General features: G+C 54.4%; 13 protein-coding genes, 2 tRNA genes and 10 pseudogenes. 15 read left to right on the forward strand and 10 right to left on the reverse strand.

Annotated elements, in window-relative coordinates; genetic code table 11:
* Positions 1-58: 58 nt before the first annotated feature.
* A pseudogene (locus SGP1_RS27495) lies at positions 59-1435 on the forward strand (FAD-binding protein); the annotation flags it as partial.
* A gap of 745 nt (positions 1436-2180) precedes the next feature.
* Entirely contained in the window at positions 2181-2303 is a 123-nt protein-coding gene (locus SGP1_RS35160) for a hypothetical protein (RefSeq protein WP_279379385.1), read from the forward strand.
* A 330-nt stretch (positions 2304-2633) separates the two neighbouring features.
* On the opposite strand, the pseudogene SGP1_RS12685 reads toward SGP1_RS35160, so the two are convergent.
* Positions 2634-3467, reverse strand: a pseudogene (locus tag SGP1_RS12685) (peptide ABC transporter substrate-binding protein); the annotation flags it as partial.
* Positions 3468-3479: 12 nt separating this feature from the next.
* Here SGP1_RS12685 and SGP1_RS36440 point away from each other — a divergent pair.
* Positions 3480-3599, forward strand: a pseudogene (locus SGP1_RS36440) (hypothetical protein); the annotation flags it as partial.
* Complete coding sequence (locus SGP1_RS12690; protein ID WP_050747629.1) at positions 3596-3787, forward strand: hotdog fold thioesterase; 192 nt, start codon at positions 3596-3598, stop codon at positions 3785-3787. The pseudogene SGP1_RS36440 and the gene SGP1_RS12690, both read left to right, overlap by 4 nt.
* 34 nt (positions 3788-3821) lie before the next feature.
* On the opposite strand, the pseudogene SGP1_RS27500 reads toward SGP1_RS12690, so the two are convergent.
* Positions 3822-4052: pseudogene (locus tag SGP1_RS27500) on the reverse strand (MFS transporter); the annotation flags it as partial.
* Between the two features lie 889 nt (positions 4053-4941).
* Between SGP1_RS27500 and sufA the strand changes: the two are divergent.
* The 10 genes and pseudogenes from sufA (at position 4942) to SGP1_RS36445 (ending at position 12729) form a co-directional block, all read left to right on the forward strand.
* A complete protein-coding gene (gene sufA / locus SGP1_RS12700; RefSeq protein ID WP_011411251.1) occupies positions 4942-5316 on the forward strand; it encodes a Fe-S cluster assembly scaffold SufA in 375 nt (124 codons plus the stop codon).
* A 13-nt stretch (positions 5317-5329) separates the two neighbouring features.
* A complete protein-coding gene (sufB, locus tag SGP1_RS12705) occupies positions 5330-6817 on the forward strand; it encodes a Fe-S cluster assembly protein SufB (protein WP_011411252.1) in 1488 nt (495 codons plus the stop codon).
* 62 nt (positions 6818-6879) lie between these two features.
* Positions 6880-7626, forward strand: a complete 747-nt coding sequence (gene sufC, locus SGP1_RS12710) for a Fe-S cluster assembly ATPase SufC (protein WP_011411253.1) — start codon at positions 6880-6882, stop codon at positions 7624-7626.
* A complete protein-coding gene (gene sufD, locus SGP1_RS12715; protein ID WP_011411254.1) occupies positions 7601-8887 on the forward strand; it encodes a Fe-S cluster assembly protein SufD in 1287 nt (428 codons plus the stop codon). Before sufC ends, sufD begins: the two co-directional genes overlap by 26 nt.
* Complete coding sequence (gene sufS, locus SGP1_RS12720; RefSeq protein WP_011411255.1) at positions 8884-10107, forward strand: cysteine desulfurase SufS; 1224 nt, start codon at positions 8884-8886, stop codon at positions 10105-10107. Before sufD ends, sufS begins: the two co-directional genes overlap by 4 nt.
* A gap of 24 nt (positions 10108-10131) precedes the next feature.
* On the forward strand, positions 10132-10548 hold the full coding sequence (sufE, locus tag SGP1_RS12725) for a cysteine desulfuration protein SufE (RefSeq protein ID WP_011411256.1): 417 nt from the start codon (positions 10132-10134) through the stop codon (positions 10546-10548).
* Positions 10549-10891: 343 nt separating this feature from the next.
* Positions 10892-11053 carry a hypothetical protein gene (locus SGP1_RS33535; RefSeq protein WP_243466009.1) on the forward strand — a complete coding sequence of 54 codons (162 nt, stop codon included), beginning with the start codon at positions 10892-10894 and terminating at the stop codon, positions 11051-11053.
* Positions 11050-11427: pseudogene (locus SGP1_RS12730) on the forward strand (transposase); the annotation flags it as partial. The gene SGP1_RS33535 and the pseudogene SGP1_RS12730, both read left to right, overlap by 4 nt.
* Before the next feature lie 341 nt (positions 11428-11768).
* Positions 11769-12481: pseudogene (locus tag SGP1_RS12735) on the forward strand (L,D-transpeptidase family protein); the annotation flags it as partial.
* Positions 12482-12591: 110 nt separating this feature from the next.
* Entirely contained in the window at positions 12592-12729 is a 138-nt protein-coding gene (locus tag SGP1_RS36445; RefSeq protein ID WP_424141110.1) for a hypothetical protein, read from the forward strand.
* A 347-nt stretch (positions 12730-13076) separates the two neighbouring features.
* Here the strand turns inward: SGP1_RS36445 and SGP1_RS12740 are convergent, their stop codons facing one another.
* The 5 genes and pseudogenes from SGP1_RS12740 to SGP1_RS12760 all read right to left on the reverse strand — a co-directional run bounded on the left by SGP1_RS12740 (position 13077) and on the right by SGP1_RS12760 (position 17441).
* Positions 13077-13313 (reverse strand): major outer membrane lipoprotein, encoded by a 237-nt coding sequence (locus SGP1_RS12740; RefSeq protein WP_011411257.1) that lies wholly within the window; start codon positions 13311-13313, stop codon positions 13077-13079.
* Positions 13314-13888: 575 nt separating this feature from the next.
* Positions 13889-15301, reverse strand: a complete 1413-nt coding sequence (gene pykF, locus SGP1_RS12745) for a pyruvate kinase PykF (RefSeq protein WP_011411258.1) — start codon at positions 15299-15301, stop codon at positions 13889-13891.
* A gap of 509 nt (positions 15302-15810) precedes the next feature.
* Positions 15811-15887 (reverse strand) — tRNA-Val (locus tag SGP1_RS12750).
* Between the two features lie 8 nt (positions 15888-15895).
* A tRNA-Val gene (locus SGP1_RS12755) sits at positions 15896-15972 on the reverse strand.
* 150 nt (positions 15973-16122) lie between these two features.
* A pseudogene (locus SGP1_RS12760) lies at positions 16123-17441 on the reverse strand (MATE family efflux transporter).
* 418 nt (positions 17442-17859) lie between these two features.
* On the opposite strand from SGP1_RS12760, the gene SGP1_RS12765 reads away from it, so the two are divergent.
* Positions 17860-18477: a riboflavin synthase gene (locus SGP1_RS12765; RefSeq protein ID WP_011411259.1), complete on the forward strand. Its 618-nt coding sequence runs from the start codon at positions 17860-17862 to the stop codon at positions 18475-18477.
* A gap of 58 nt (positions 18478-18535) precedes the next feature.
* Here SGP1_RS12765 and SGP1_RS12770 read toward each other — a convergent pair.
* The 3 pseudogenes from SGP1_RS12770 to SGP1_RS12780 all read right to left on the reverse strand — a co-directional run.
* Positions 18536-19081: pseudogene (locus SGP1_RS12770) on the reverse strand (class I SAM-dependent methyltransferase); the annotation flags it as partial.
* 54 nt (positions 19082-19135) lie between these two features.
* Positions 19136-19951, reverse strand: a pseudogene (locus tag SGP1_RS24160) (IS5 family transposase).
* A gap of 75 nt (positions 19952-20026) precedes the next feature.
* A pseudogene (locus tag SGP1_RS12780) lies at positions 20027-20618 on the reverse strand (class I SAM-dependent methyltransferase); the annotation flags it as partial.
* Positions 20619-21016: the final 398 nt, after the last annotated feature.

Raw genomic sequence — 21016 nt, forward strand, 5'->3', positions numbered from 1 at the left:
CGGCAGGGCATGGACAAAAAATATGATAAAACAGTGAGGTTCGACTATTGCCGACGATGATGTCGCGCTGGTTGGCCGGCTGGCGGCCTTGCCGGCCTTTCAGGGACTCAGCTTCATCCCGCGCGACGGCGGTACCGGGACCAATGGGCAATCCCTCAATCGCGGCGTGATCGTGGATATGTCCCGCTATATGAACCGTATTCTTGAAGTCAATACGGAGCAGGGCTGGGTACGGGTGGAAGCGGGGGTTATCAAGGATCAGTTAAACCAGTACCTCAAACTCAAACCGCTTGGCTATTTCTTCTCACCCGAGCTTTCTACCAGCAACCGCGCCACTCTGGGCGGCATTATCAACACCGACGCCTCGGGACAGGGCTCGCTGGTGTACGGCAAAACCTCCGACCATGTCCTCGGGCTGCAGATGGTATTGCTGGGTGGTGAACGGCTCGAGACCAGCGCGATGCCGACGTCGGCGGCGCAGCCGGGCCGCATCGGCGACATTTATCGCACGGTGGTGGAACGCTGCCTGCAACAGCGCAGTCTGATCTTGGAAAAACTTCCCGATCTTAATCGGTTTTTAACCTGCTATGATTTGCGCCATGTCTTCAGCGATGATCTGCAAACCTTCGACTTGACCCGTATCCTCACCGGCTCCGAGAGCACGCTGGCGTTTATCACCGAGGCGACGCTGGATATTATGCTGCTGCCGAAGGTGTGCCGTTTAGTCAATGTGAAGTTTGACTCTTTCGATTCCGCGCTGCGCAATGCGCAATTTATGCTGGAAGGCCCATGCGCTATCGGTGGAAACCATCGATTTCAAGGTGCTGAATCTGGCGCGGGAGGATATTGTCTGGGACTTGGTGCGCGAGCTGATTGAGGATGTCCCCGGTCAGACGATGCAGGGGCTGAACATCCTGGAATTCGCCGGCGACGATGGCGCCCTGATAGACGGTCAACTCGCGACGCTGGTTCGCTAATGGCTGCGGCTGTTGGCACAGCAGGGCGTCGATCCGCTACAGCTGGAGCAGGAGTTGCCGCAGGGGATGGCCACGCTACGAGACGTTGTTGCCCGGGTCGGCAAAAGTTGGCGGGCGCGGCGAGTACGATTTTTCCCACGAGGTAAAAAGCGCGATGTCCGGCTTCCTGGCCTGTAAGGCATGCTCAAGCCAGTGCCCGATCAAAATCGATGTACCGGGCTTCCGCGCGCGCTTTGCAGCTTTACCACAGCCGGTATCTACGTCCGGTGCATGATTATCTGGTGGCCGGCGTAGAGGGGTATGCGCCTCTCATGGCGCGGGCGACGTTCAATTTTTTTCTGAAATGGTCTGTCGTGCGCACGTTGAGCGAGCGGACCGTGGGGATGGTGGATGTGCCGCCGTTGCGCCGTCAGGCGGCGGACATTCTCAACGCGCAGCCCACGTTGGAAGCGCTGGAGCAGATGCCCGCCTCACAGCGCCAGGCACATGTGCTTATCGTTCAGGATCCTTTTACCAGCTATTATGATGCGCGCGTGGTGGCGGATTTCGCCCGGCTGGTGGTAAAACTAGGGCTGAACCGGTGTTATTGCCCTTTTCCCCCAACGGCAAAGCGCAGCATATCAAAGGATTTTTGCAGCGGTTCGCCCGTACCCACGGCGCTGCTGGGACTGCCGATGGTGGCGGTGGACCCGGCGCTCTGCTATCGCGACGAATATCGCGAAGTGCTGGGCGCCGACCGTGGCGAATTCCAGGTACAATTGGTTCATAAATGGCTTGCCGGCCTGCAGGAGAGAGACCCGCATCGTCGCGGGCCCACGCGCCCGAACCAGCGGTGCAGGCGGCGCCCTGGTATCTGTTCGGCCACTGTACCGAAGCCACACAATTGCCGGCAAGTGCCCGGCAATGGCGCGACATTTTCGCCCGCTACGTGGCGCGCCTGGAGCCGGTCAGCGTCGGCTGCTGCGGCATGGCGGGCACCTACGGTCACGAGAGCACGAATTACGCCCATTCGCGCGGTATCTATGCGCTCTCCTGGCTTTTTTCTGCCCACGATCGTCATACCATTCTGGTTTCATGCTCGTTAAGCCCGCTGGATTTGAACCGCTATAATAGAGTTCACCATATTCATTGTACTGTTCACTTTATTTGTATCGTCGCTACTGATAGCCATTTTCCTGTCACCAAAACTCGATAATCTGGATCATGATGTTCTTTGCAACCCGCATGACGCTGGGCGAAATGCTGCATTACATCCTGCCAAACTATCTGTTCAAAGTGGTGTACTCGTTGCTGGTATGTATACCCATTACCTTCATTCTTCTCTAATGGCATCCGCCGCGAGTTGTTTAATAATCACCGTCCGCAGTCAGTCAGAAAGGACGCATGACCTCTCCCTCTCTTCACCGGCGACTTGCTCACCTTAACAGGCATACGCAATAGCAGCTCGGAATCAGCGCTTTGGCGAAGGGCTGAGGGCTGAGGGCTGAGGGCTGAGCAGACTATTTGGTGGTTTGCCCGGTAGCAAATGTCGCAAAAGTGCGTCATCCAGAGCGCGACGGCGCCCCGGATGTGCAGTGCCGCTGCCAACGGCTCACGGCAGGGTGACAGATTAAACGCCGCGCCCCGCGCCAACGACACGGCCTGCTCGCCTGACCGTCAATGTTTCACCACATAGAGCGTCTGACTGTAGGACAAGTCTTCCGGGTTGGTGATGATCGGATACCCTTTCAGCCAAGGCTTAATCAGGCGGCCATTGGTGAACTGATAAATCGGCGCAATTGGGGCCTGCTCGGCAATCATGGTCTCTGCTTTATTGTAATCTTCGCTCAGCCGCTGCGGCTGCGTTTCCCGACTGGCCTTCTGTAACAGCTTATCGTAGGCGGGATCACTAAACTTGGCGATGTTACCGCTATGGGTTGAGATCAGCAGCGATAAAAAGGTGGAAGGCTCGTTGTAATCGCCGATCCACGATGCTCGCACCACGTCAAAATTACCGGTATTGCGGCTATCGATATAGGTTTTCCATTCCTGATTGACCAATTTGACATTGACGCCCAGAGTTTTTTTCCACATCGACGCCACGGCAATAGCGATCTTCTGATTACTTTCCGACGTGTTGTACAGCAGGGTAAGGGTCAACGGTTTATTCGGTCCGTAACCGGCGGCCTGCGTCAGGGCCCGCGCCTGGGCACCCAGCTCTTGCTGGCTATGCTGCTGCAAATAACTAGCCGTGGGCGTGAAGCCGACCGTTACGTCAGGGGTAAAATGCCAGGCCGGTTTTTCGCCAGAGCCGACCACTTTGCCGGCGATGATCCGTCGGTCAATAGCGTAGGACAGCGCTTTGCGCACCCGTACGTCTTGAGTGGGCCCCCGCCGGATATTGAAGGCATAATAATAGGTCCCCAGCTGGTCCGGCGTGTATACCTGATCGGGGATCTGTTGCAATAACTGCCGGTAACGGTCTTTGGGAAACGATTCGGTAATGTCTATAAACAACAACTTGCACAGCTGCCGCGCGGCCGCTGCCTGGCGACCGGTTATTCCTGCCGCAGTCAGGTCAAGCGTATCGAGGGTGAAAGCCTCCGTCATCCGCTACAGGCACTTTTGGAGATCATCGCATGATTTGGACGCGTACACCGTCGCTGGAGAGACTTAACAGCGTTTATGACGGCTGGGTGCGCGCGGTATGCCGCCCGTTTCACCTCGGCCGCACGCGCAAGGTGTGGGATATTCACATTTTCAACGATACGGCGCGGTTAACCTGCGTCTCCCGCTTGACCACCGCCGTTCTGGACGGTCCGAACGGCTGAGGCTGCGCCCGGTGCCTTTACAGCGAATTTACGCCGGCCCAGCCACGCCAAGTGCCAGATCGAGGAATGCGCAGTAGGTGCCCAGTGCGGTGCCCTGATTTTGTGTCGGAACCTGTTTCATGGCCTCCACCTCCAGCGCAGGAAACACCAGCGAGAAACCGGCACCGGTCAGCAGCCCCGCGGTTTCAACCACAAAAGACAGCAGCGCCACCCGACGGCCGCCAAAACGGCCACTGATGGCGATACCGGCGAGCAGGGTCGAAAAACCCAGCGTCGTGTGGGTAAAGCCCGGCAGGATGGCCAGGGGAATACCGATGGTCAAATAGCAAATAAAGGTAAAGAAGACGATAGGGATGATGCGCTTATTCAACTCCGGTGCCGCGAGTGACGCGGCGGTCGGACGTGGGCATAACAGGATCCAGCGGGAAATCACCAAGGAATCCAGCATAGCGATAGACCTGGATCAGGGGAATCAGAAATGTACCCGGAGGGGGCTTAGCCGCTTAAGCGCACCGACGGCGGGTTGCGCCGGAGGCGGACGAGGCACGCCAACCCGTCAACGGACAGCCGGCCCAAGGGGAGGCGACGCTAGGGCTTTGACCTCTGACGCTGTCCGGACGGGGCACAGAAGAGCCTGCTGCCGTCGGTGCTTTTGTGATATAATTGTTATCAAGACGAGAGAGGGCGCGTGGTACCCGATAATGGAAGCCAATATTGGAAAGAGTAATCGGCCAGTAGCTACGCTAATGATAATTATTATCAAATAAAGACAACAGAGCCGCTACGCTTATTTCCATAGCATTTTAGGGTTATTTGGCTATTGGCTGAGCGAAAATGACGAGTTATTTTTTCACCTGTTATAAAAATAGTTTATTTCTATGAATATTCGCTTTAGTCACGGGGCAGAAAGTTTTAGTATTAAAAAAATGATCTTTTCTTTTCATACATACGGAAAATCAGGGCATTAGCGGTAAAATAGCCCTAAATAAATTAGGGGAATAGCGGCTGAAAACGGCGCTTGCCGGCGATAGCTACAGCCATTTCCCATAAAACGGCCTATTCCCCTATAAAGGTCAAGGTTGAAGAGAAAATACAACTCTTTAACATAGGCGGGTTTTCCGAGTATCAGCTTGTAACGTCATGAGGTAAACCTGATGCAAGTAGACAATAAGGTTGAGACGTTCTCCCTGGAGGAGAATATCTGGCGCGGCTTGACGATAACCGATTCTGCCGCCCATCAGATTCTGCGTCTGGTAGAGAGTGACCCCACCATGCTGGGATTGCGGCTTAGCGTGAAACAGTCCGGTTGCGCCGGCTTCGGCTATGTGGTGGAGAAGGCCACGCAGACCGATGACAGCGATCGCGTCTACGAACATGACGGCGTCAAGCTGTATGTGCCGCTAAAAGCGATGCCTTTCATTGACGGCACGGAACTGGATTACGTACAGGAAGGGTTGAACCACGTATTCAAATTTAACAATCCCAAAGCTCAGCACGCCTGCGGGTGCGGCGAAAGCTTTGGCCTTTGAGCGATGAATCATTATGGCACGAAGCAATATTGACACGACGCAGCCCTGGGTGAAAAGCGAGCGTTATAAAGAAGGCTTCTTTACCCAACTGGCCACCGAAGAACTGGCGCACGGTATTAGTGAAGATGTGGTGCGCGCTATCTCGGCGAGACGCGATGAGCCGGAGTGGATGCTGGAGTTTCGTCTCAATGCCTATCGCGCCTGGCTGGAAATGGACGAGCCGCATTGGCTGAAAGCCAAGTACAAGCCGCTCAACTATAACGATTACAGTTACTATTCCGCACCGTCGTGCGGCGCCTGCGATGATACGTGCGGCTCGCAGCCCGGTTCTACGCAGCAGTCCGGCGCGGAAGGGGCAAAAAACTACCTTACCGATGAAGTGGAACAGGCGTTCAACCAGCTCGGCGTGCCGGTACGCGAAGGCAGCGAGGTCGCGGTCGATGCGATTTTCGATTCGGTGTCGGTTTCCACCACCTATCGCCATAAGCTGGCGGAGAAGGGCATTATATTCTGCTCCTTCGGTGAGGCTATCCATGAGCACCCCGAACTGGTGCGCCAGTATTTGGGCAGCGTGGTACCCGCTAACGACAATTTCTTTGCCGCGCTCAACTCGGCGGTCGCCTCCGACGGGACATTCGTTTATTTACCGAAAGGCGTGCTCTGCCCGATGGAGTTGTCGACGTATTTCCGTATCAACGCCGCCAAAACCGGCCAGTTTGAGCGGACTATCCTGATTGCTGATGAAGGCAGCTATGTCAGCTATATTGAGGGCTGCTCGGCGCCGGTGCGCGACAGCTATCAGCTGCATGCGGCAGTGGTGGAAGTCATTGTCCTGAAAGATGCTGAAGTGAAGTATTCCACGGTGCAAAACTGGTTCGCTGGCAGCGAGGCCGAGGGCGGTATTCTCAATTTCGTCACCAAGCGCGCGCTGTGCGCGGGTGAAAACGCCAAAATGTCCTGGACGCAGTCCGAAACCGGCTCGGCCATTACCTGGAAGTACCCGAGCGTGATTTTGCGCGGCGACAATTCGGTGGGGGAATTTTTCTCGGTCGCGCTGACCAACGGCCGCCAGCAGGCGGATACCGGCACCAAGATGATCCACATCGGCAAAAATACCCGCTCGACCATTATCTCGAAGGGGATATCGGCCGGCCAGAGCGAAAACACCTATCGCGGGCTGGTGAAAATCATGCCGACCGCCACCAACGCACGTAATTTTACCCAGTGTGACTCCATGCTTATCGGCAGTGAATGCGGCGCACATACGTTTCCTTATGTGGAAGCGCGCAATAATACCGCGCAGTTGGAGCACGAGGCGACGACCTCGCGTATCGGCGAAGATCAGCTGTTCTACTGCCGCCAGCGCGGGATCAGCGAAGACGATGCGATTTCGATGATCGTCAACGGCTTTTGCAAGGACGTGTTCTCCGAGCTGCCGCTGGAGTTTGCCGTGGAAGCCCAAAGATTACTTGCTATCAGCCTTGAACACAGCGTGGGCTAAGGCCGCGCTACCGCGTTTGCTGCCCGGATGGCTCGATAGGTCGGGTAAAGGAAAAATGAAACATGTTATCGATTAAAGATTTGAACGTCAGCGTGGAAGACAACGCTATCCTCAAGGGACTGAATCTGGAAGTGAAACCCGGCGAGGTCCATGCCATCATGGGGCCGAACGGCTCCGGGAAGAGCACCCTGTCCGCGACGCTTGCCGGGAGCGAAGATTATAAGGTCACCTCCGGGGACGTTATGTTCAAAGGCCGCGATTTGCTGGCGCTGGAGCCTGAAGAGCGCGCCGGCAAAGGCGTGTTCATGGCGTTCCAATACCCGGTGGAAATTCCGGGCGTCAGCAATCAGTTTTTCCTACAGACGGCCGTCAATGCCGTGCGCAAATACCGCGAACAGCCGCCGCTGGACCGCTTCGATTTTGCCGATTTTATCGACGCCAAGATTGAACTGTTGAAAATGCCGGCCGATCTTCTGACCCGGTCGGTGAACGTGGGCTTTTCCGGCGGCGAGAAAAAACGTAATGATATTCTGCAAATGGCAGCGCTGGAGCCGGATTTGTGCATTCTGGATGAGACGGACTCCGGTCTGGATATCGATGCGCTGAAGATTGTCGCCCACGGCATCAATACCCTGCGTGACGGCAAACGTTCTTTTATTATCGTCACCCACTATCAGCGCATTCTGGACTATATCCAACCCGACCACGTTCATGTGCTGTATCAGGGCCGCATTGTGAAATCCGGTGATTTTTCCCTGGTGAAACAGCTTGAGGAGCAAGGTTATGGCTGGCTTACCGAACAACAGTAACGCCCACGTGCTGACTCAATGGCACCAATTGTTTGCCGGTCAGAGCGTGGCGCGCTCCGCCGAGGCTTACGCCCATTGGCGGGATGTAGAACGTCTGGGGCTGCCCACTCGCCAGCACGAGCACTGGAAATACACCCCGCTTGACGGACTGTTGGCGCACCGTTTTGCGCCCGCCACCGCCCGCTCGGTGTCTGCTGCCGTGCGCGATGCCCTCAGTCTGACGCTGGATGCCTACCGGTTGGTGTTTGTCGATGGCCGCTTTGCGCCGGCGCTGAGTGATAGCGATACTGGCCTGTGGCAAATCGAGGTGGAGGAAGGGGCCGCCCGTCGGGCGCTGCCTGCGCCAATTCAGCCGGAGGTGTTTTTGCATTTGACCGAAAGCCTGAGTCAGGAGACCACCCGCATCCGCCTGCCGGAGGGCAAGGCGGCGCAGCGCCCGCTGTATCTGCTGCATATCAGCCAGGGCAGTGAGGACAAAGAAGCGCTGAGCACGCTGCATTACCGCCATCATATCGATATCGAGTCTGGTGCGCAGGGGCAAATTATCGAACATTTCACCAGCGTCGATGCCCAGGGGCATTTTAGCGGCGCCCGTACCACTTTGGCGGTCGGTGATAATGCGCACCTGAGCCATATTAAACTGGCTTTTGAAAGCCGCGCCAGCTACCACTTTAGCCATAACGATATCAGCGTGGGCCGCGATGCGGTGGTGCGAAGCAGCACTTTTATTCTCGGTGCAGGATTGACCCGACATCAGACTAGCGCGCAATTGAACGGCGAAGGCTCTGATCTGGCGATAAACAGCCTGCTGTTGCCGTCGGGGCAGGATATCAGCGATACCCGCACCTATCTTGAGCACAATAAAGGCCATTGCCTGAGCCGCCAGCTGCACAAAGTGATCGCCCGCGATCGCGGCAAGGGAGTGTTCAACGGCCTGATTAAAGTGGCCAAGCATGCGCTGAAAACCGACGGTCAGATGACCAATAATAATCTGCTGCTCGATCGCCTGGCGGAGGTGGATACCAAACCGCAGCTGGAAATTTATGCCGATGACGTGAAATGCAGTCATGGCGCCACCGTGGGGCGAATCGATGAAGAGCAGATGTTTTACCTGCGTTCGCGCGCCATCACCCGCGAAAACGCCCAGCAGATGATCATTTATGCTTTCGCGGCGGAAGTGATGGAAGCGATTGGCCACGAAGGGGTGCGCGACACGGTACTGGCGCGTATCGCCGATGCTTTACAGGGGGTGGCGGCATGACCTATCCCATTGCGCGAATCCGGTCTGATTTTCCCATTTTGGCGCGGCAGTTAAACGATAAGCAGCTGACCTATCTTGACAGCGCGGCGAGTGCGCAAAAGCCTAACGCCGTGATCGATTGTGAAAGCGACTATTATCGCCAGGGATACGCTGCGGTACACCGCGGTATTCATACCTTAAGCAGCGAAGCCACGACCCGCATGGAAAACGTGCGTCAACAGGTGGCGCGTTTTATCCATGCTGCCTCGGCGGATGAAATCGTGTTCGTTAAAGGTGCCACCGAAGGCATCAACCTGGTGGCCAATAGCTGGGGCCGGCAGCATCTTCAGCCCGGCGATAATATTCTTATCACCGAGATGGAGCATCACGCCAATATTGTTCCCTGGCAAATGCTGGCTGAGGAAAAGCAGCTGTCGCTGCGCTATATTCCGCTGTTGCCTGACGGCACGCTTGACATAGCCAAACTGCCGGGGTTAATTGATGATCGCACCCGTCTGTGTGCCGTCACCCAAGTTTCCAATGTGCTCGGCACTCTCAATCCACTTCCGGAACTTATTGCTAAAGTGCGCGCAGCCTGCGACGCGGTGGTGCTGGTCGACGGTGCGCAGGGCGTCATGCATCAGAAAGTGGACGTGCAGGCGTTGGATTGCGACTTTTATGTGTTCTCAGGCCATAAGATCTATGGTCCGACGGGTATTGGTATTCTCTACGTCAGGAAAGCATTGCTGGACGCCATGCCGCCTTGGGAAGGCGGCGGCTCGATGATTCGCACCGTCAGTTTGACCGAAGGTACCACCTTCAACGATGCGCCCTGGCGTTTTGAGGCAGGCTCTCCCCATACCGCCGGCATGATGGGGTTGGGCGCTGCGATTGCCTATATTGAACAGGTGGGGCTGGACAGCATTCAAGCCTATGAGCACGAGCTGATGCGCTATACGCTCGAAGCGTTGCAGCAGGTGCCGGACCTGACCCTGTACGGGCCTGACGATCGCACCGGCGTTATCGCGTTCAATTTGGGGAAACACCATGCTTATGATGTTGGCAGCTTCCTCGATCAATACTGTATCGCCATCCGCACCGGCCACCACTGCGCCATGCCGCTGATGGCCTATTTCCAGGTGGCGAGTATGTGCCGTGCGTCGCTTGCGATGTATACCGATCGCGACGATATTGACCGGCTGGTGGCCGGTCTGGTGCGGGTGCAGCGTTTGCTGGGCTGATAGCCGACAGGGAAGCACGTAACGATGGCGAATCTGCCTGATAAAGATAAATTGCTGCGCAATTTTTCCCGCTGCGGCAATTGGGAAGAGAAGTATCTGTATATTATCGAACTGGGCGGGCAACTACCGCCGCTGTCGGCGGAGATGCGCACGCCGGATAATCGGATAGCCGGCTGCCAAAGCCAAGTATGGATTGTCCTGTCGACCCAGGCCGATGGCAGCGTCCAGCTGTACGGCGATAGCGACGCCGCCATTGTGAAAGGGCTTATCGCCATGGTGTTTATCCTCTATCAGGGGCTGACGCTGGCGGAGATTGTTGCATATGACGTGCGGCCTTTTTTCGACGCGCTGGCTCTCACCCAGCACCTGACGCCGTCCCGGTCGCAAGGGTTGGAAGCCATGGTCCGGGGCATTCGCGCCCAGGTTGCCGCGCGCCAGTAAACGCGTTCGCCGTCCCGAGCGGGATGGCCTCAGGGCGCCAAACCCGGCCGCTGGCGCAGCGGGGGGCCGCTCACCTCGATCTGCGTTCGTCATTGTTGCCGGCATCCTCTTCGTGGGGAGGGACCAATTCTCTCACTCACTTCTTGGTCTCTTCATCTCTTCACCTCTTGTATCTTGAAATTTAGTTAGCATGGTGACGAATAGATTTGTCAAGGTGTATGTAGTCTGATTCATCCCAGGGTTTATAGCCCGTAGAGAAGCTAATGACGCCTATACTGAGCCACTCATCTGAAACCTGAACAGTTGTCCGTACTCCATAACGTATTTGCAAGGATAGGTAATAATGAGTCTGCCAAATCCACTTTTTGTGGAAATTGATGTTTCTAAAGCGACACTGGACATTGCTGCCAGCAGTGATATTGCTCAGTTTACGGTCAGTAATGACTCTGACGATTTTGATGCTATTACATCAGGAACCACTTCAAAAAGCTGGCTGCCAGACTGAGCAGTATTAAAGGGGTTGGTACGATGACGGTTGCAGCGTTGCTGGCGGAGGTTTCCGACCTGGGTAGCCTCTCGAGACGAGCCATCAGCGCGCTTGTAGGCGTTGCTCCCATAAACCGGGACTTGGGTACCATGCGGGGCCGGCGAACCATCTTTGGCGGAAGGGGCGGAGTCCGAACAGCGCTTTATATGGCTGCACTTGTCGCAACCCGCTTTAATCCGGTGATAAAAGCATTTTATACGCGGCTGCTTGCAGCGGGAAAAGCCAAAAAAGTCGCGCTGGTTGCCTGTATGCGTAAACTTCTGACTATCCTGAACACGATACTCAGAAAGAACGAAGAGTGGGATGAATCGTACCATCACGTTTCTCTATAATTTTATCGTTCAAGACAGTTGCTTCTCTTACTCCCTTGCTGGCGTCCAAGCGGCATACCCTCGATCTTGGTAATTTGCACTATGGCGCCGCGTTATCGACCGTTGGGGGACGCCTAGCCCGAAGCGTTTGCTTCTGGTCGCGTGCAGCTGTTCGGCAGGGCGGCTTTCGCCGAGCTTTAGGAGTCCGCTGCATCTCGGTGACGGCCGGTCATTTGGTACAATCAGGGCTGGCGCCGGTCGGTCGTACTTCACCATGACTTGCCCTTGCGCCGCTCTACAGGTTACTGACCCAGGATCGCTTATGCTAAACATAACCAACAGGCTGGCTTGGACGCTGGACGCTGTGCTGCGGCATCAACGCGGCCGGCGCTACCGTCTATCCCTTACCGCCTGACAACAGCCGGCTTATCGGTGAGAACACAACCCATACCGTCATCCAGGATGGCGGTTCGCTGGAGGCTATCGCCGACAAATACAAAATCGGCCTGCTGGCGATGCTGGAAGCCAATCCCAGCACCGATCCCTGGCTCCCCCGGCCGGGCACGGTATTGGCCATCCCCAGTCAAATGCTGTTACCCGATACGCCGCGCAAGGGTATCGTCATCAATCTCGCGGCATTGCAGCTTTACTTTACCCCCAGGGACAAAACCAGGTGATCGTCGACCCCATCGGTATTGGCCAACTGGGGCGCAATACGCCGACGATAGTGATGTCGATTAGCCAGAAAATCCCCAATCCGACCTAGACGCCGACCGCCAATATCCGCAAGATTTACCTGAAAGAGCAGGTTATTACGCTGCCCGCCGTGGTCCCGGCAGGCCCGAGAAACCCGATGGGGTTGTACGCGCTGCGGTTGGCGGCCGGTACCGGCACTTATCTTATCCACGGCACTAATGCCAATTTTGGTATCGGCATGCGGGTTAGCTCTGGCTGTATTCGGTTACGGCCGGACGATATTGAGGCCCTATTTAACAGCGTACCGGTCGGTACCCGCGTTCAGGTCATCAATGAGCAGGTGAAAGTGGCGGTGGAGCCTGACGGTAAGCGCTATGTGTAGGTCCATCAACCGCTGTCCCGCACGGAGAAAGAGGATCCGCAGACTTTACCCATTCGCTTTAAGCCAGGACGAGCAAATTTGTTGCCGCGCCTGCGACGGACTGCTCCATGGTGAAGCAGGCCGTGGCGCGCCGCTCGGGTATGCCGGTGCTGGTCAATAACGGTGAACCGGCGCCGCCAGAGGCGTCTCAGATGGTGGAAAAAACGGCTGACCACACTGCCGCAAAAGGCGCTGCGGGCGCATAATCGGCCTGTCCACGCTCGGCATCGGGCTGAGGTGTTGACGTAGGGCCGCCGCAGCACAACGATAGATAAAGACGGACGCATCGCCTGAACTGGCGGCGCGTCCGTCGTCGTTTTTGCACTGGTATGCTCAAGGCAACGTTTTAAGCCGCGCGTCTGGCTGCACCTGGTGGCGTGATGAGCTAGGCCAGGCCTCTGGCGCGTTCTTGGGGATTAAGTTAGGGATTAAGGCATCCCATGATGATGCGTGCGGGCGCACAATAAGGGGAGGAATCAAGCGCCAGTGGTTTGGGTTTGGCAGGTAAAAAAATGGCGCACAGAGTGCGCCATTCCCATCAAGACCGGAACTCTTACTTACGGTAAGAAGTGGCTTGGTTGTCCAGACGTTGGTTAGCACGGGCAGCGTCGTCTTTAGCAGCCTGTAAGTCGGAGCTCAGAGCGTTCACGTCGTTGCTGATATGGTCAACTTTGGCGTTCAGGGTCTGAACGTCGGAGGACAGCTGATCGATTTTAGCGTTGCTAGAGCAGCCAGCCAGCAGAGTGGAACCCAGAATTACCGCGCCCAGTACCAGTTTAGTACGATTCATTATTAATACCCTCTAGATTGAGTTAATCTCCATGTAGCATTACAAGTATTACACAAACTATTTTCGAATGAGAATAAATTTTGTGAATAAAACGATTAAATTCGATCGACCGCTCAAAGAAACATCTTATTTTACAGGGTGGTTAAAAAAATGGGCTAAGAGCCTTGCGGCCATAAGATTTCTCCGATTAAGTCAGCGGCAAAACGTGCTATCGAAATTGGTTGCGCTAAATATTTTATTTCCCTGACGTGATTCTTTTTGTCTGTCCGCCCAATTAGCGCTGATGATGATGGCCAACGGGCCGTGAAATAGGTCCACAGATAAAGTTTCTTTATACCATTATGGTACCAATTGCGGTATTGCCAGGATGCCCGCTAATTAATAAGTATTACACTTATTTAATAACGCCGGCTGGGGCCAACAAAAAAGCCCCTGCATGAACAGGGGCCTGAGAGGAGGGCCGACGCCCGGGGTGGATGAGCTGGATCTGCTCTAAGCGCACCGCGCCAGCGGCGGCGCTACGTCGTGCAGTGCCGCAAGAATAGGGAGACAGACATGCCTGCCCCCGGCCTGCGTTACAGCATATGCACCGAGGCGGTGTTGGTGGTGCCGCTCGGTACCAGCGCGCCGGACACCATGACGATAATGTCGCCCTTGGCCGCTAAACCAGTTTCCAACGCCATTGCCTTGCCGATGCGGTAGAAATCATCGGTCGACGCGATTTCTTCGACAAGCTGGCAGGACACCCCTTTGCTCAGCAGAAGCTGGCGGGCGGTCAGCGGGTTCGTGGTCAGGGCCAGAATTTCCGCTTTCGGGAAATATTTACGCACTGACTTGGCGGATTTGCCGCCCTCGGTCGCGACTACAATCAGCGGCGATTCCAGTTTTTCTGCGGTTTCGACCGCGCTGCGGCAGACCGCTTCGGTAATGCGAAGTTTGCGGCTATCGTTCAGGCTGTCGATGCGGCTCGGCAGCATTCGATCGGTGCGCTGGCAGATAGTGGCCATAATGGTCACGGCTTCCAGCGGGTATTTACCTTTGGCGCTCTCGCCGGACAGCATCACGGCGTCCGTACCATCCAGAATGGCGTTGGCCACGTCGCCGGCTTCCGCGCGGGTCGGACGCGGGTTTTTGATCATCGAGTCGAGCATTTGGGTCGCGGTAATCACCACCTTGCGCGCCCGGTTACACTTTTCGATCATCATTTTCTGCGCGAAAATCACTTCTTCCACCGGAATTTCGACACCGAGATCGCCGCGGGCTACCATAATGCCGTCGGAGGCTTCGAGGATTTCGTCGAAATTATTCAGCCCTTCCTGGTTTTCGATTTTAGAGATGATCTGGATATGGCTGCCGCCGTGCTGTTCCAGGTATTCGCGGATTTCCAGTACGTCGGAACGTTTGCGAATAAAGGAGGCAGCGATAAAATCGACGCCTTGTTCGCAGCCAAAAATCAAGTCGCGTTTATCTTTTTCCGCCAGCGCGGGTAGGGGAATGGACACACCGGGCAGGTTAACCCCTTTGTTTTCACCCAAATCGCCATTGTTGAGTACCTTACATACAACCTGGTCCTGGGTGACGCTGGTCACGGTCATGCCCAGCAGACCGTCATCGACCAGAATGGTATTACCTACCGCCAGATCCTGGGTGAACCCCGGATAGGTGACCGCAACGCGTTCACTGTTGCCAATAATGCTCTGATCGGTCGTAAAGGTAAAGGTTTGGCCGGCGCGCAGCGAGACATCGGCGCCGTTTACCAATTTCATGGTGCGGATTTCGGGGCCCTTAGTATCAAGCAGAATCGCGGCCTGCTGATCGGTTCTTTTCAACACCGCACGCAGATTTTTGATGCGCTGACCGTGCTCTTCATAATCACCATGGGAAAAATTGAGACGCATGACGTTCATACCTGCATCAAGCAGGCTGGACAGTACCTCTTCGGATTCGGTTTTCGGGCCGATGGTACAAACAATTTTAGTCTTTTTCATAACGTTGATTTCTATAATTTGTGATGAATGATAAAGCTGGTGCATCACCGGACCAGGCCCACGATGAAAAAAAAGCCGCTTCAAACCTGCGGTCCATTTTAAAGGATAGGTGACAAAGCTCAGAACGTAAGGAAAAAAGCAGAACGGCTCAAGCCGGCGAGGCCAAAGTGCGCCGCAGGACAATGCTGTTTTTATCGATTTAAGACAAATCAATCGTTGCAAACCATTCAATTGAAATAAAGTTTTGCATTATAGTTATTGGCCGGCGGAAAACAAAGTAAAAACTGGACAATTAATGCGTTAGAACAAAAAAAAGCGTAATTGTGTCATTTTTACAACAGATCATCGCACTTTAGCCCTTATCGGCATAAATCACTGATAGGGCTTGATATCGCGCGTTGCGGTTTTAAGCGCACGTCGACGCGGCCATCTTGAAAATGCCTTGAAGCAGCATATGGAAAAAAAAAGGGCGAGAAAGGCGTATGCAAAGGAAGAGGCACAGACATTATTGGTGCGTCCGAGCGGACTCGAACCACCGACCCCCACCATGTCAAGGTGGTGCTCTAACCAACTGAGCTACGGACGCACAGAGAATGGTGCGTTCTAATGGACTCGAACCATCGACCCCCACCATGTCAAGGTAGTGCTCTAACCAACTGAGCTAAGAACGCATTTTGTTGCCTGCTGCCTGCGGGACGAATATTAACGGGCTCTATCACGCCTTGCAAGGGGAAAACGCGTTTTTTCGCCCAGACGCCGATTGATTGTCGAGGGAATGTGCATTAAGCCGGCTTTTTCACCGCTCAAGGCACATTTCGCCCTCAGCGCCCCGCCCGGTGCAAAATTCGCGCGGGCGTCTGTCGTTGCAGCCAGCGCATGCGGCACATCATTAATATAGCGGCAGAGGTAAGCCCGATAATGAACCCGAACCAAAAACCGCTGGGCCCCATGGCGGGACGAAGCCAATCCGTCAGCGCCAGCACATAGCCGCACGGTAGGCCGAGCAACCAATAAGCGGTAAAGGTGATAAAGAAGATCAAGCGGGTATCTTTATAGCCGCGAAACACGCCATTACCGATAACCTGTATAGAATCAGAGATCTGATAGATGGCCGCCATCAGCATCAGATGCGAGGCATCATCACCACGGCCGGAGTCGTTGTACAACAGGGCAATACGCTCACGCAACAGGGTGGTGCAGCAGGCCAGCGTGACGCCTATCATCAGGCTGGACCAGGCGCTGCCCCGCGCCTGCTCAACGTCACCTTGTCCCAGGCGATACCCGATACGGATGGTGGCCGCCACGCCTATCGACAGCGGCAGCACAAACATCAGCGAGCTGAAGTTGAGGGCAATTTGATGACCAGCTACGGCAACGATGCCCAGCGGCGCGACCAACAGCGCCACCGGTAAACCCAAGGTGAACAGCCGCCTTAGCGCTGCCGGATCCGGTTTTTGCCACCTGCCCGTCAGGCGGAGATCGCTAAACGTGCTCGCCCGGCGCGTGTAGGCGCGCAGCAATAGAAACATTATCCAGTAAACTGAAGCCGGTCGCCACACCGTAGCCAACGCCGCCCAGGGCCGGCATACCGAGCTTGCCGTGGATAAAGACATAGTTGATGGGAATATTACTCATCAGGCCGAGAAAGCCAATGACCATGCCGGGCTTGGTGCGGGAAAGTCCTTCGCATTGGCAACGCAGCACCTGGAAAAACAGATAACCCGGGGCGCTCCCCACAGTAAGCAGCGCAAGAACGCCACCGCTTTCTCCGCCAGCACCGGCTCGACGCTGTGCATGTGGTCGATGACGCGATGGCTGTTGTAGAGCAATACCATGATGACCAGCGATACACCGAGCGCCAGCCAGAAGCCCTGGCGGACTTGATGAGCAATACGGCCCGGCGCCCGGAACCATTAAGCTGAGCGATAACCGGCGTCAGCGCCAGCAGCAGAACGTGACCAAATAAAATGACCGGTAGCCAGATGGACGTTCCCACCGCCACCGCGGCCATGTCGGTAGCGCTTACCGAGCCGGACATAATGGTATCCACCACGCCCATCGCCGTTTGTGACACCTGGGCGAAAATGACTGGGATGGAGAGAGCCAGCAAGATACGCGCTTCCTTAACATAATTTTGCACGTAGACAGGCTTTGTTGAATAATAGGGAATCACGCTGTTTTGCCATACTCGTTTTGGCGGAAAATGCTTGCCACCCTAGGTGTGCCGTTTTCTTACGCGGCCTAATTGCATGATTTTACGTTGCCAGGATGATCAGCAGTTGCACTGGAGGGGCAGCATAAAATCGGTTTATTCAACAAAGCCACGTAGACACCTTTCTTTCGTTTGATAAAAATTTTTATTAGCGGAAATCCTGACGTTCACCTGGCAGGATCCTTTTAGCGGGATAGTGTAAAGCATTTCGTCGGCGAAGATAGCAGGAAAACGACGCGATATGAGGGATATGCCCTCTATTGCACCGTGTCAGTATTTGGAATTCGTCATATTATGGGGCAAAGTGAGCGCCACGACGTTCGGTGTAGCCAGATGAGGAAAACGCATGTTTACGGGGATTGTTCAGGCCACCGTGCCCATTATCGCGATTGAAGAAAAAGATCATTTTCGTACCCATTATGTCCGCCTGCCGGCGGCGCTGTTGCCGGATTTGGCTATCGGTGCCTCGGTGGCGCATAACGGCTGTTGTCTGACGGTGACCGGCATCACGGATGACGTGGTTAGTTTCGATTTAATGAAAGAAACGCTCAGGCTGACCAATTTGGGAGCGCTCACGGTTGGGGATGAGGTCAATTTAGAGCGGGCGGCAAGCCTACAGGCTGAAATTGGCGGTCATCTGATGTCCGGACATATTATGTGCACCGCCGAACTGAGCAAAATTGTCGCGTCGGAAAATAACCGCCAGATTTGGTTCACCGTGGCGGAACGGGCGCTGATGAAATATATCCTGCATAAAGGCTATATTGGCGTCGACGGTATCAGCCTGACGGTTGGAAAAGTAACGGTCAACCGCTTTTGCGTGCATTTAATACCTGAAACGTTGATGCGCACCACCCTCGGCAAGAAACGGCTTGGCGATAGCGTCAATATCGAAATCGACCCGCAGACGCAGGCCATTGTCGACACCGTGGAACGAGTATTGGCGGCGCGCGAACGCGCCTGACAGAGAAAGGTACTGAAAACGCCGACACCCGGCTCGTACGCCCTTACGCGGCAAAGACTTAACGCGCGACGCGTAAACCGTCTTCCGCCCCCTGGAGGCTGAACAGTACCTGCCAGAGTTGAATATTGCGGGCGCGGAAGGCGCCGGCGTAGGCCTGGAGGTAGTAAACAAACATACGGTAGAAACGCTCGGAATAATTGCCCTGCAACATCGGCCAGGCGGCGAGAAAGCATTCATGTCAGGGCATCAGCGTGCGATCATAATCCGCGCCGAAGTTGTGCCAATCTTCCATGACAAAATGCGGTTCGCTGGCATCGGCGATATGCCGAACGGAGGGCAAGCAGCCATTCGGAAAAATATATTTGTTGATCCACGGATCAACATTCATATCGGTTTTATTCGCACCGATGGTGTGCAACAAAAACAGCCCGTCGGGTTTTAAATTACGGGCAACCACATCAAAATAGGTGGAGTAATTCTTAGGCCCTAAGTGCTCAAACATCCCCACCGACACAATGCGGTCGAATTGCAAATTCAGGTCGCGATAATCCTGTAGCAAAATAGTGACATCCTGTCCTTCACAGCGCTTTTGCGCCAGTTTTTGGGCTTTGTTGAATAAATCAGAACTTGTGACTATGCCTCCCTAGCAGATCGATTGTTATGCGATCCGGATGCTGTTCGGCATTCCTAACAGCGTCATTTTGTTAAGCGCTTTGACCATCGCCATTGCCTCACCTCCTGCGCATCATAGTCACGCAGACTTAGATATTCGCAATGGCGTAGTTACGCTCATGGTATCGGTCTGGCCAATATTGCGCCCCACCTCGTGGAGGAATAAGAGGCCTTATTTTCTTCCTCAGCAGAGCATCATGACAGTAGTGGGTATCGTAAGCGCCATCAGCCGACGCTTCCCTGATTTTCCGCTGGGTCTGGTTTATCAGAGCTGGTAGGGCCTGAGCATCCGTCGTACCGCTGAGCGATAAGTCAGCACAGATAATCTCATGCGTTACACTGTCTGTGGCTATATGCAGCTTACGCCACACCCTCCGTCTGTCGGCACCATGCTGTCGGACTTTCCATTCGCCTTCGCCAAAGACCTTCAGGCCGGCTCCATCAATGACTAGAGGTGAGATTTCACCACGGGTCGGCGTTTTTATGCTGATCTTAACTGTCTTTGCTCGCTTGCTGATCAGCGAGTAGTCTGGGCATCTTAGCGGCAGCACATCAGTTTAAAAATGGCGTCAACGAAGCCCTGTAAAGCGCTTAACGAAAGGCCAAACACGCGTTTCATCATCAGAACAGTGGTGATAGCCATATCTGCGTAGTGAAGCGGCCGGCCACGCCGTTCAGGCGTTGTTTTTTCCGTCCATGCAACAATTGCCGACTCATCCAGCCATATCGTCAGAGCCCCGCGCTGCTTGAGAGCTTTGTTGTAAGTGGACCAGTTGGTTATTTTAAACTTTTGCTTTGCCATGGAGTGCAGATGTTGAAATGACGGTAGTGATCTGAGCAGACGATCACCTAAAAGTTATATTTATTCAACAAAGCCCAGTTTTTGCTGTTCGGCTGAAATGGTGACGCCGTGAACTTTGACGCCGTAATGCTCTGCAGCATAATGCGCCAGACCGCCCCAGCCGCAGCCGACGTCAAGAAGCGACATACCGGGCTGCAGTTGCAGTTTCTGGCATATCATCTCCAGTTTGTGTTGTTGGGCCTGCGTCAGATTGTCGGCATGCGGCCAATAACCGCAGGAATATTGCATATAGGGATCAAGAATCAGTGAGAAAAGGTCATTACCTAAATCATAATGTTCTTTGCCGACAATCCAGACCCGTTTACGCGATTTGAGATTGGTCAGACGCGCCGCGGCGATGCGCAGGGTATCCTTGAAATGATGGGGGGGGCTTCTTTTCCAGCCCGCAACGCAAAGCCCGCTGGAAAAACATATCCAGCCGTTCGCATTCCCACGAGCCATCCATATAACTTTCACCTAAGCCTAGCGAACCGTCCTGTAACACGCGCTTAAAAAAATCCGGATTATTGACGCGAATATCAAATGGACGCGATCCATTGATCTCAATGTCGGCCTCAGCGAGTAATTCATGGACGATGCGATACCAAGCGTTATCTTGAAAGCTCAGGTCTTAAACACACGAGGAACTCATAGCTTCTCCATCACCTTTCTTCTGAAAATACCTCGTCAGGAAGAGCCAGGCGCTGCCTGCGAGCTTTTATAAGAATCCACTGTATGCCGTGGTGTCTGATACGACAAAATTAACAGAGGAATAGAAACTCAGAATGGCTGTCAAACCGGTTGCTTTGTCCGAAAGAAACAGACATGAGTAAACATTATGTCCCTAAAGCAAATGAATAGAAAACTCGTTATAATTATTAACGCAATTGAGTATAAGCCTGCATCCGGCTTTAGACAACTCTAAAAGAAGAATTAGGGATAAGAGTCTAAATCAATGATAAAAATGAGAAATAGTCACCCTTCACAAAAAGTTTATTAGCCTAAAGAGTTATTATTCACGCATGC

The organism is Sodalis glossinidius str. 'morsitans', assembly GCF_000010085.1.
Lineage (GTDB): Bacteria > Pseudomonadota > Gammaproteobacteria > Enterobacterales > Enterobacteriaceae > Sodalis > Sodalis glossinidius.

Coding starts and splice junctions, on each gene's coding strand:
- sufS (WP_011411255.1), top strand. CDS start 8,884: ATGACCTATCCCATTGCGCGAATCCGGTCTGATTTTCCCATTTTGGCG.
- sufD (WP_011411254.1), top strand. CDS start 7,601: ATGGCTGGCTTACCGAACAACAGTAACGCCCACGTGCTGACTCAATGG.
- SGP1_RS35160 (WP_279379385.1), top strand. CDS start 2,181: ATGATGTTCTTTGCAACCCGCATGACGCTGGGCGAAATGCTGCATTAC.
- SGP1_RS12740 (WP_011411257.1), bottom strand. CDS start 13,313: ATGAATCGTACTAAACTGGTACTGGGCGCGGTAATTCTGGGTTCCACT.
- SGP1_RS33535 (WP_243466009.1), top strand. CDS start 10,892: ATGAGTCTGCCAAATCCACTTTTTGTGGAAATTGATGTTTCTAAAGCG.
- sufB (WP_011411252.1), top strand. CDS start 5,330: ATGGCACGAAGCAATATTGACACGACGCAGCCCTGGGTGAAAAGCGAG.
- sufE (WP_011411256.1), top strand. CDS start 10,132: ATGGCGAATCTGCCTGATAAAGATAAATTGCTGCGCAATTTTTCCCGC.
- SGP1_RS12765 (WP_011411259.1), top strand. CDS start 17,860: ATGTTTACGGGGATTGTTCAGGCCACCGTGCCCATTATCGCGATTGAA.
- sufA (WP_011411251.1), top strand. CDS start 4,942: ATGCAAGTAGACAATAAGGTTGAGACGTTCTCCCTGGAGGAGAATATC.
- SGP1_RS36445 (WP_424141110.1), top strand. CDS start 12,592: ATGGTGAAGCAGGCCGTGGCGCGCCGCTCGGGTATGCCGGTGCTGGTC.
- sufC (WP_011411253.1), top strand. CDS start 6,880: ATGTTATCGATTAAAGATTTGAACGTCAGCGTGGAAGACAACGCTATC.
- SGP1_RS12690 (WP_050747629.1), top strand. CDS start 3,596: ATGATTTGGACGCGTACACCGTCGCTGGAGAGACTTAACAGCGTTTAT.
- pykF (WP_011411258.1), bottom strand. CDS start 15,301: ATGAAAAAGACTAAAATTGTTTGTACCATCGGCCCGAAAACCGAATCC.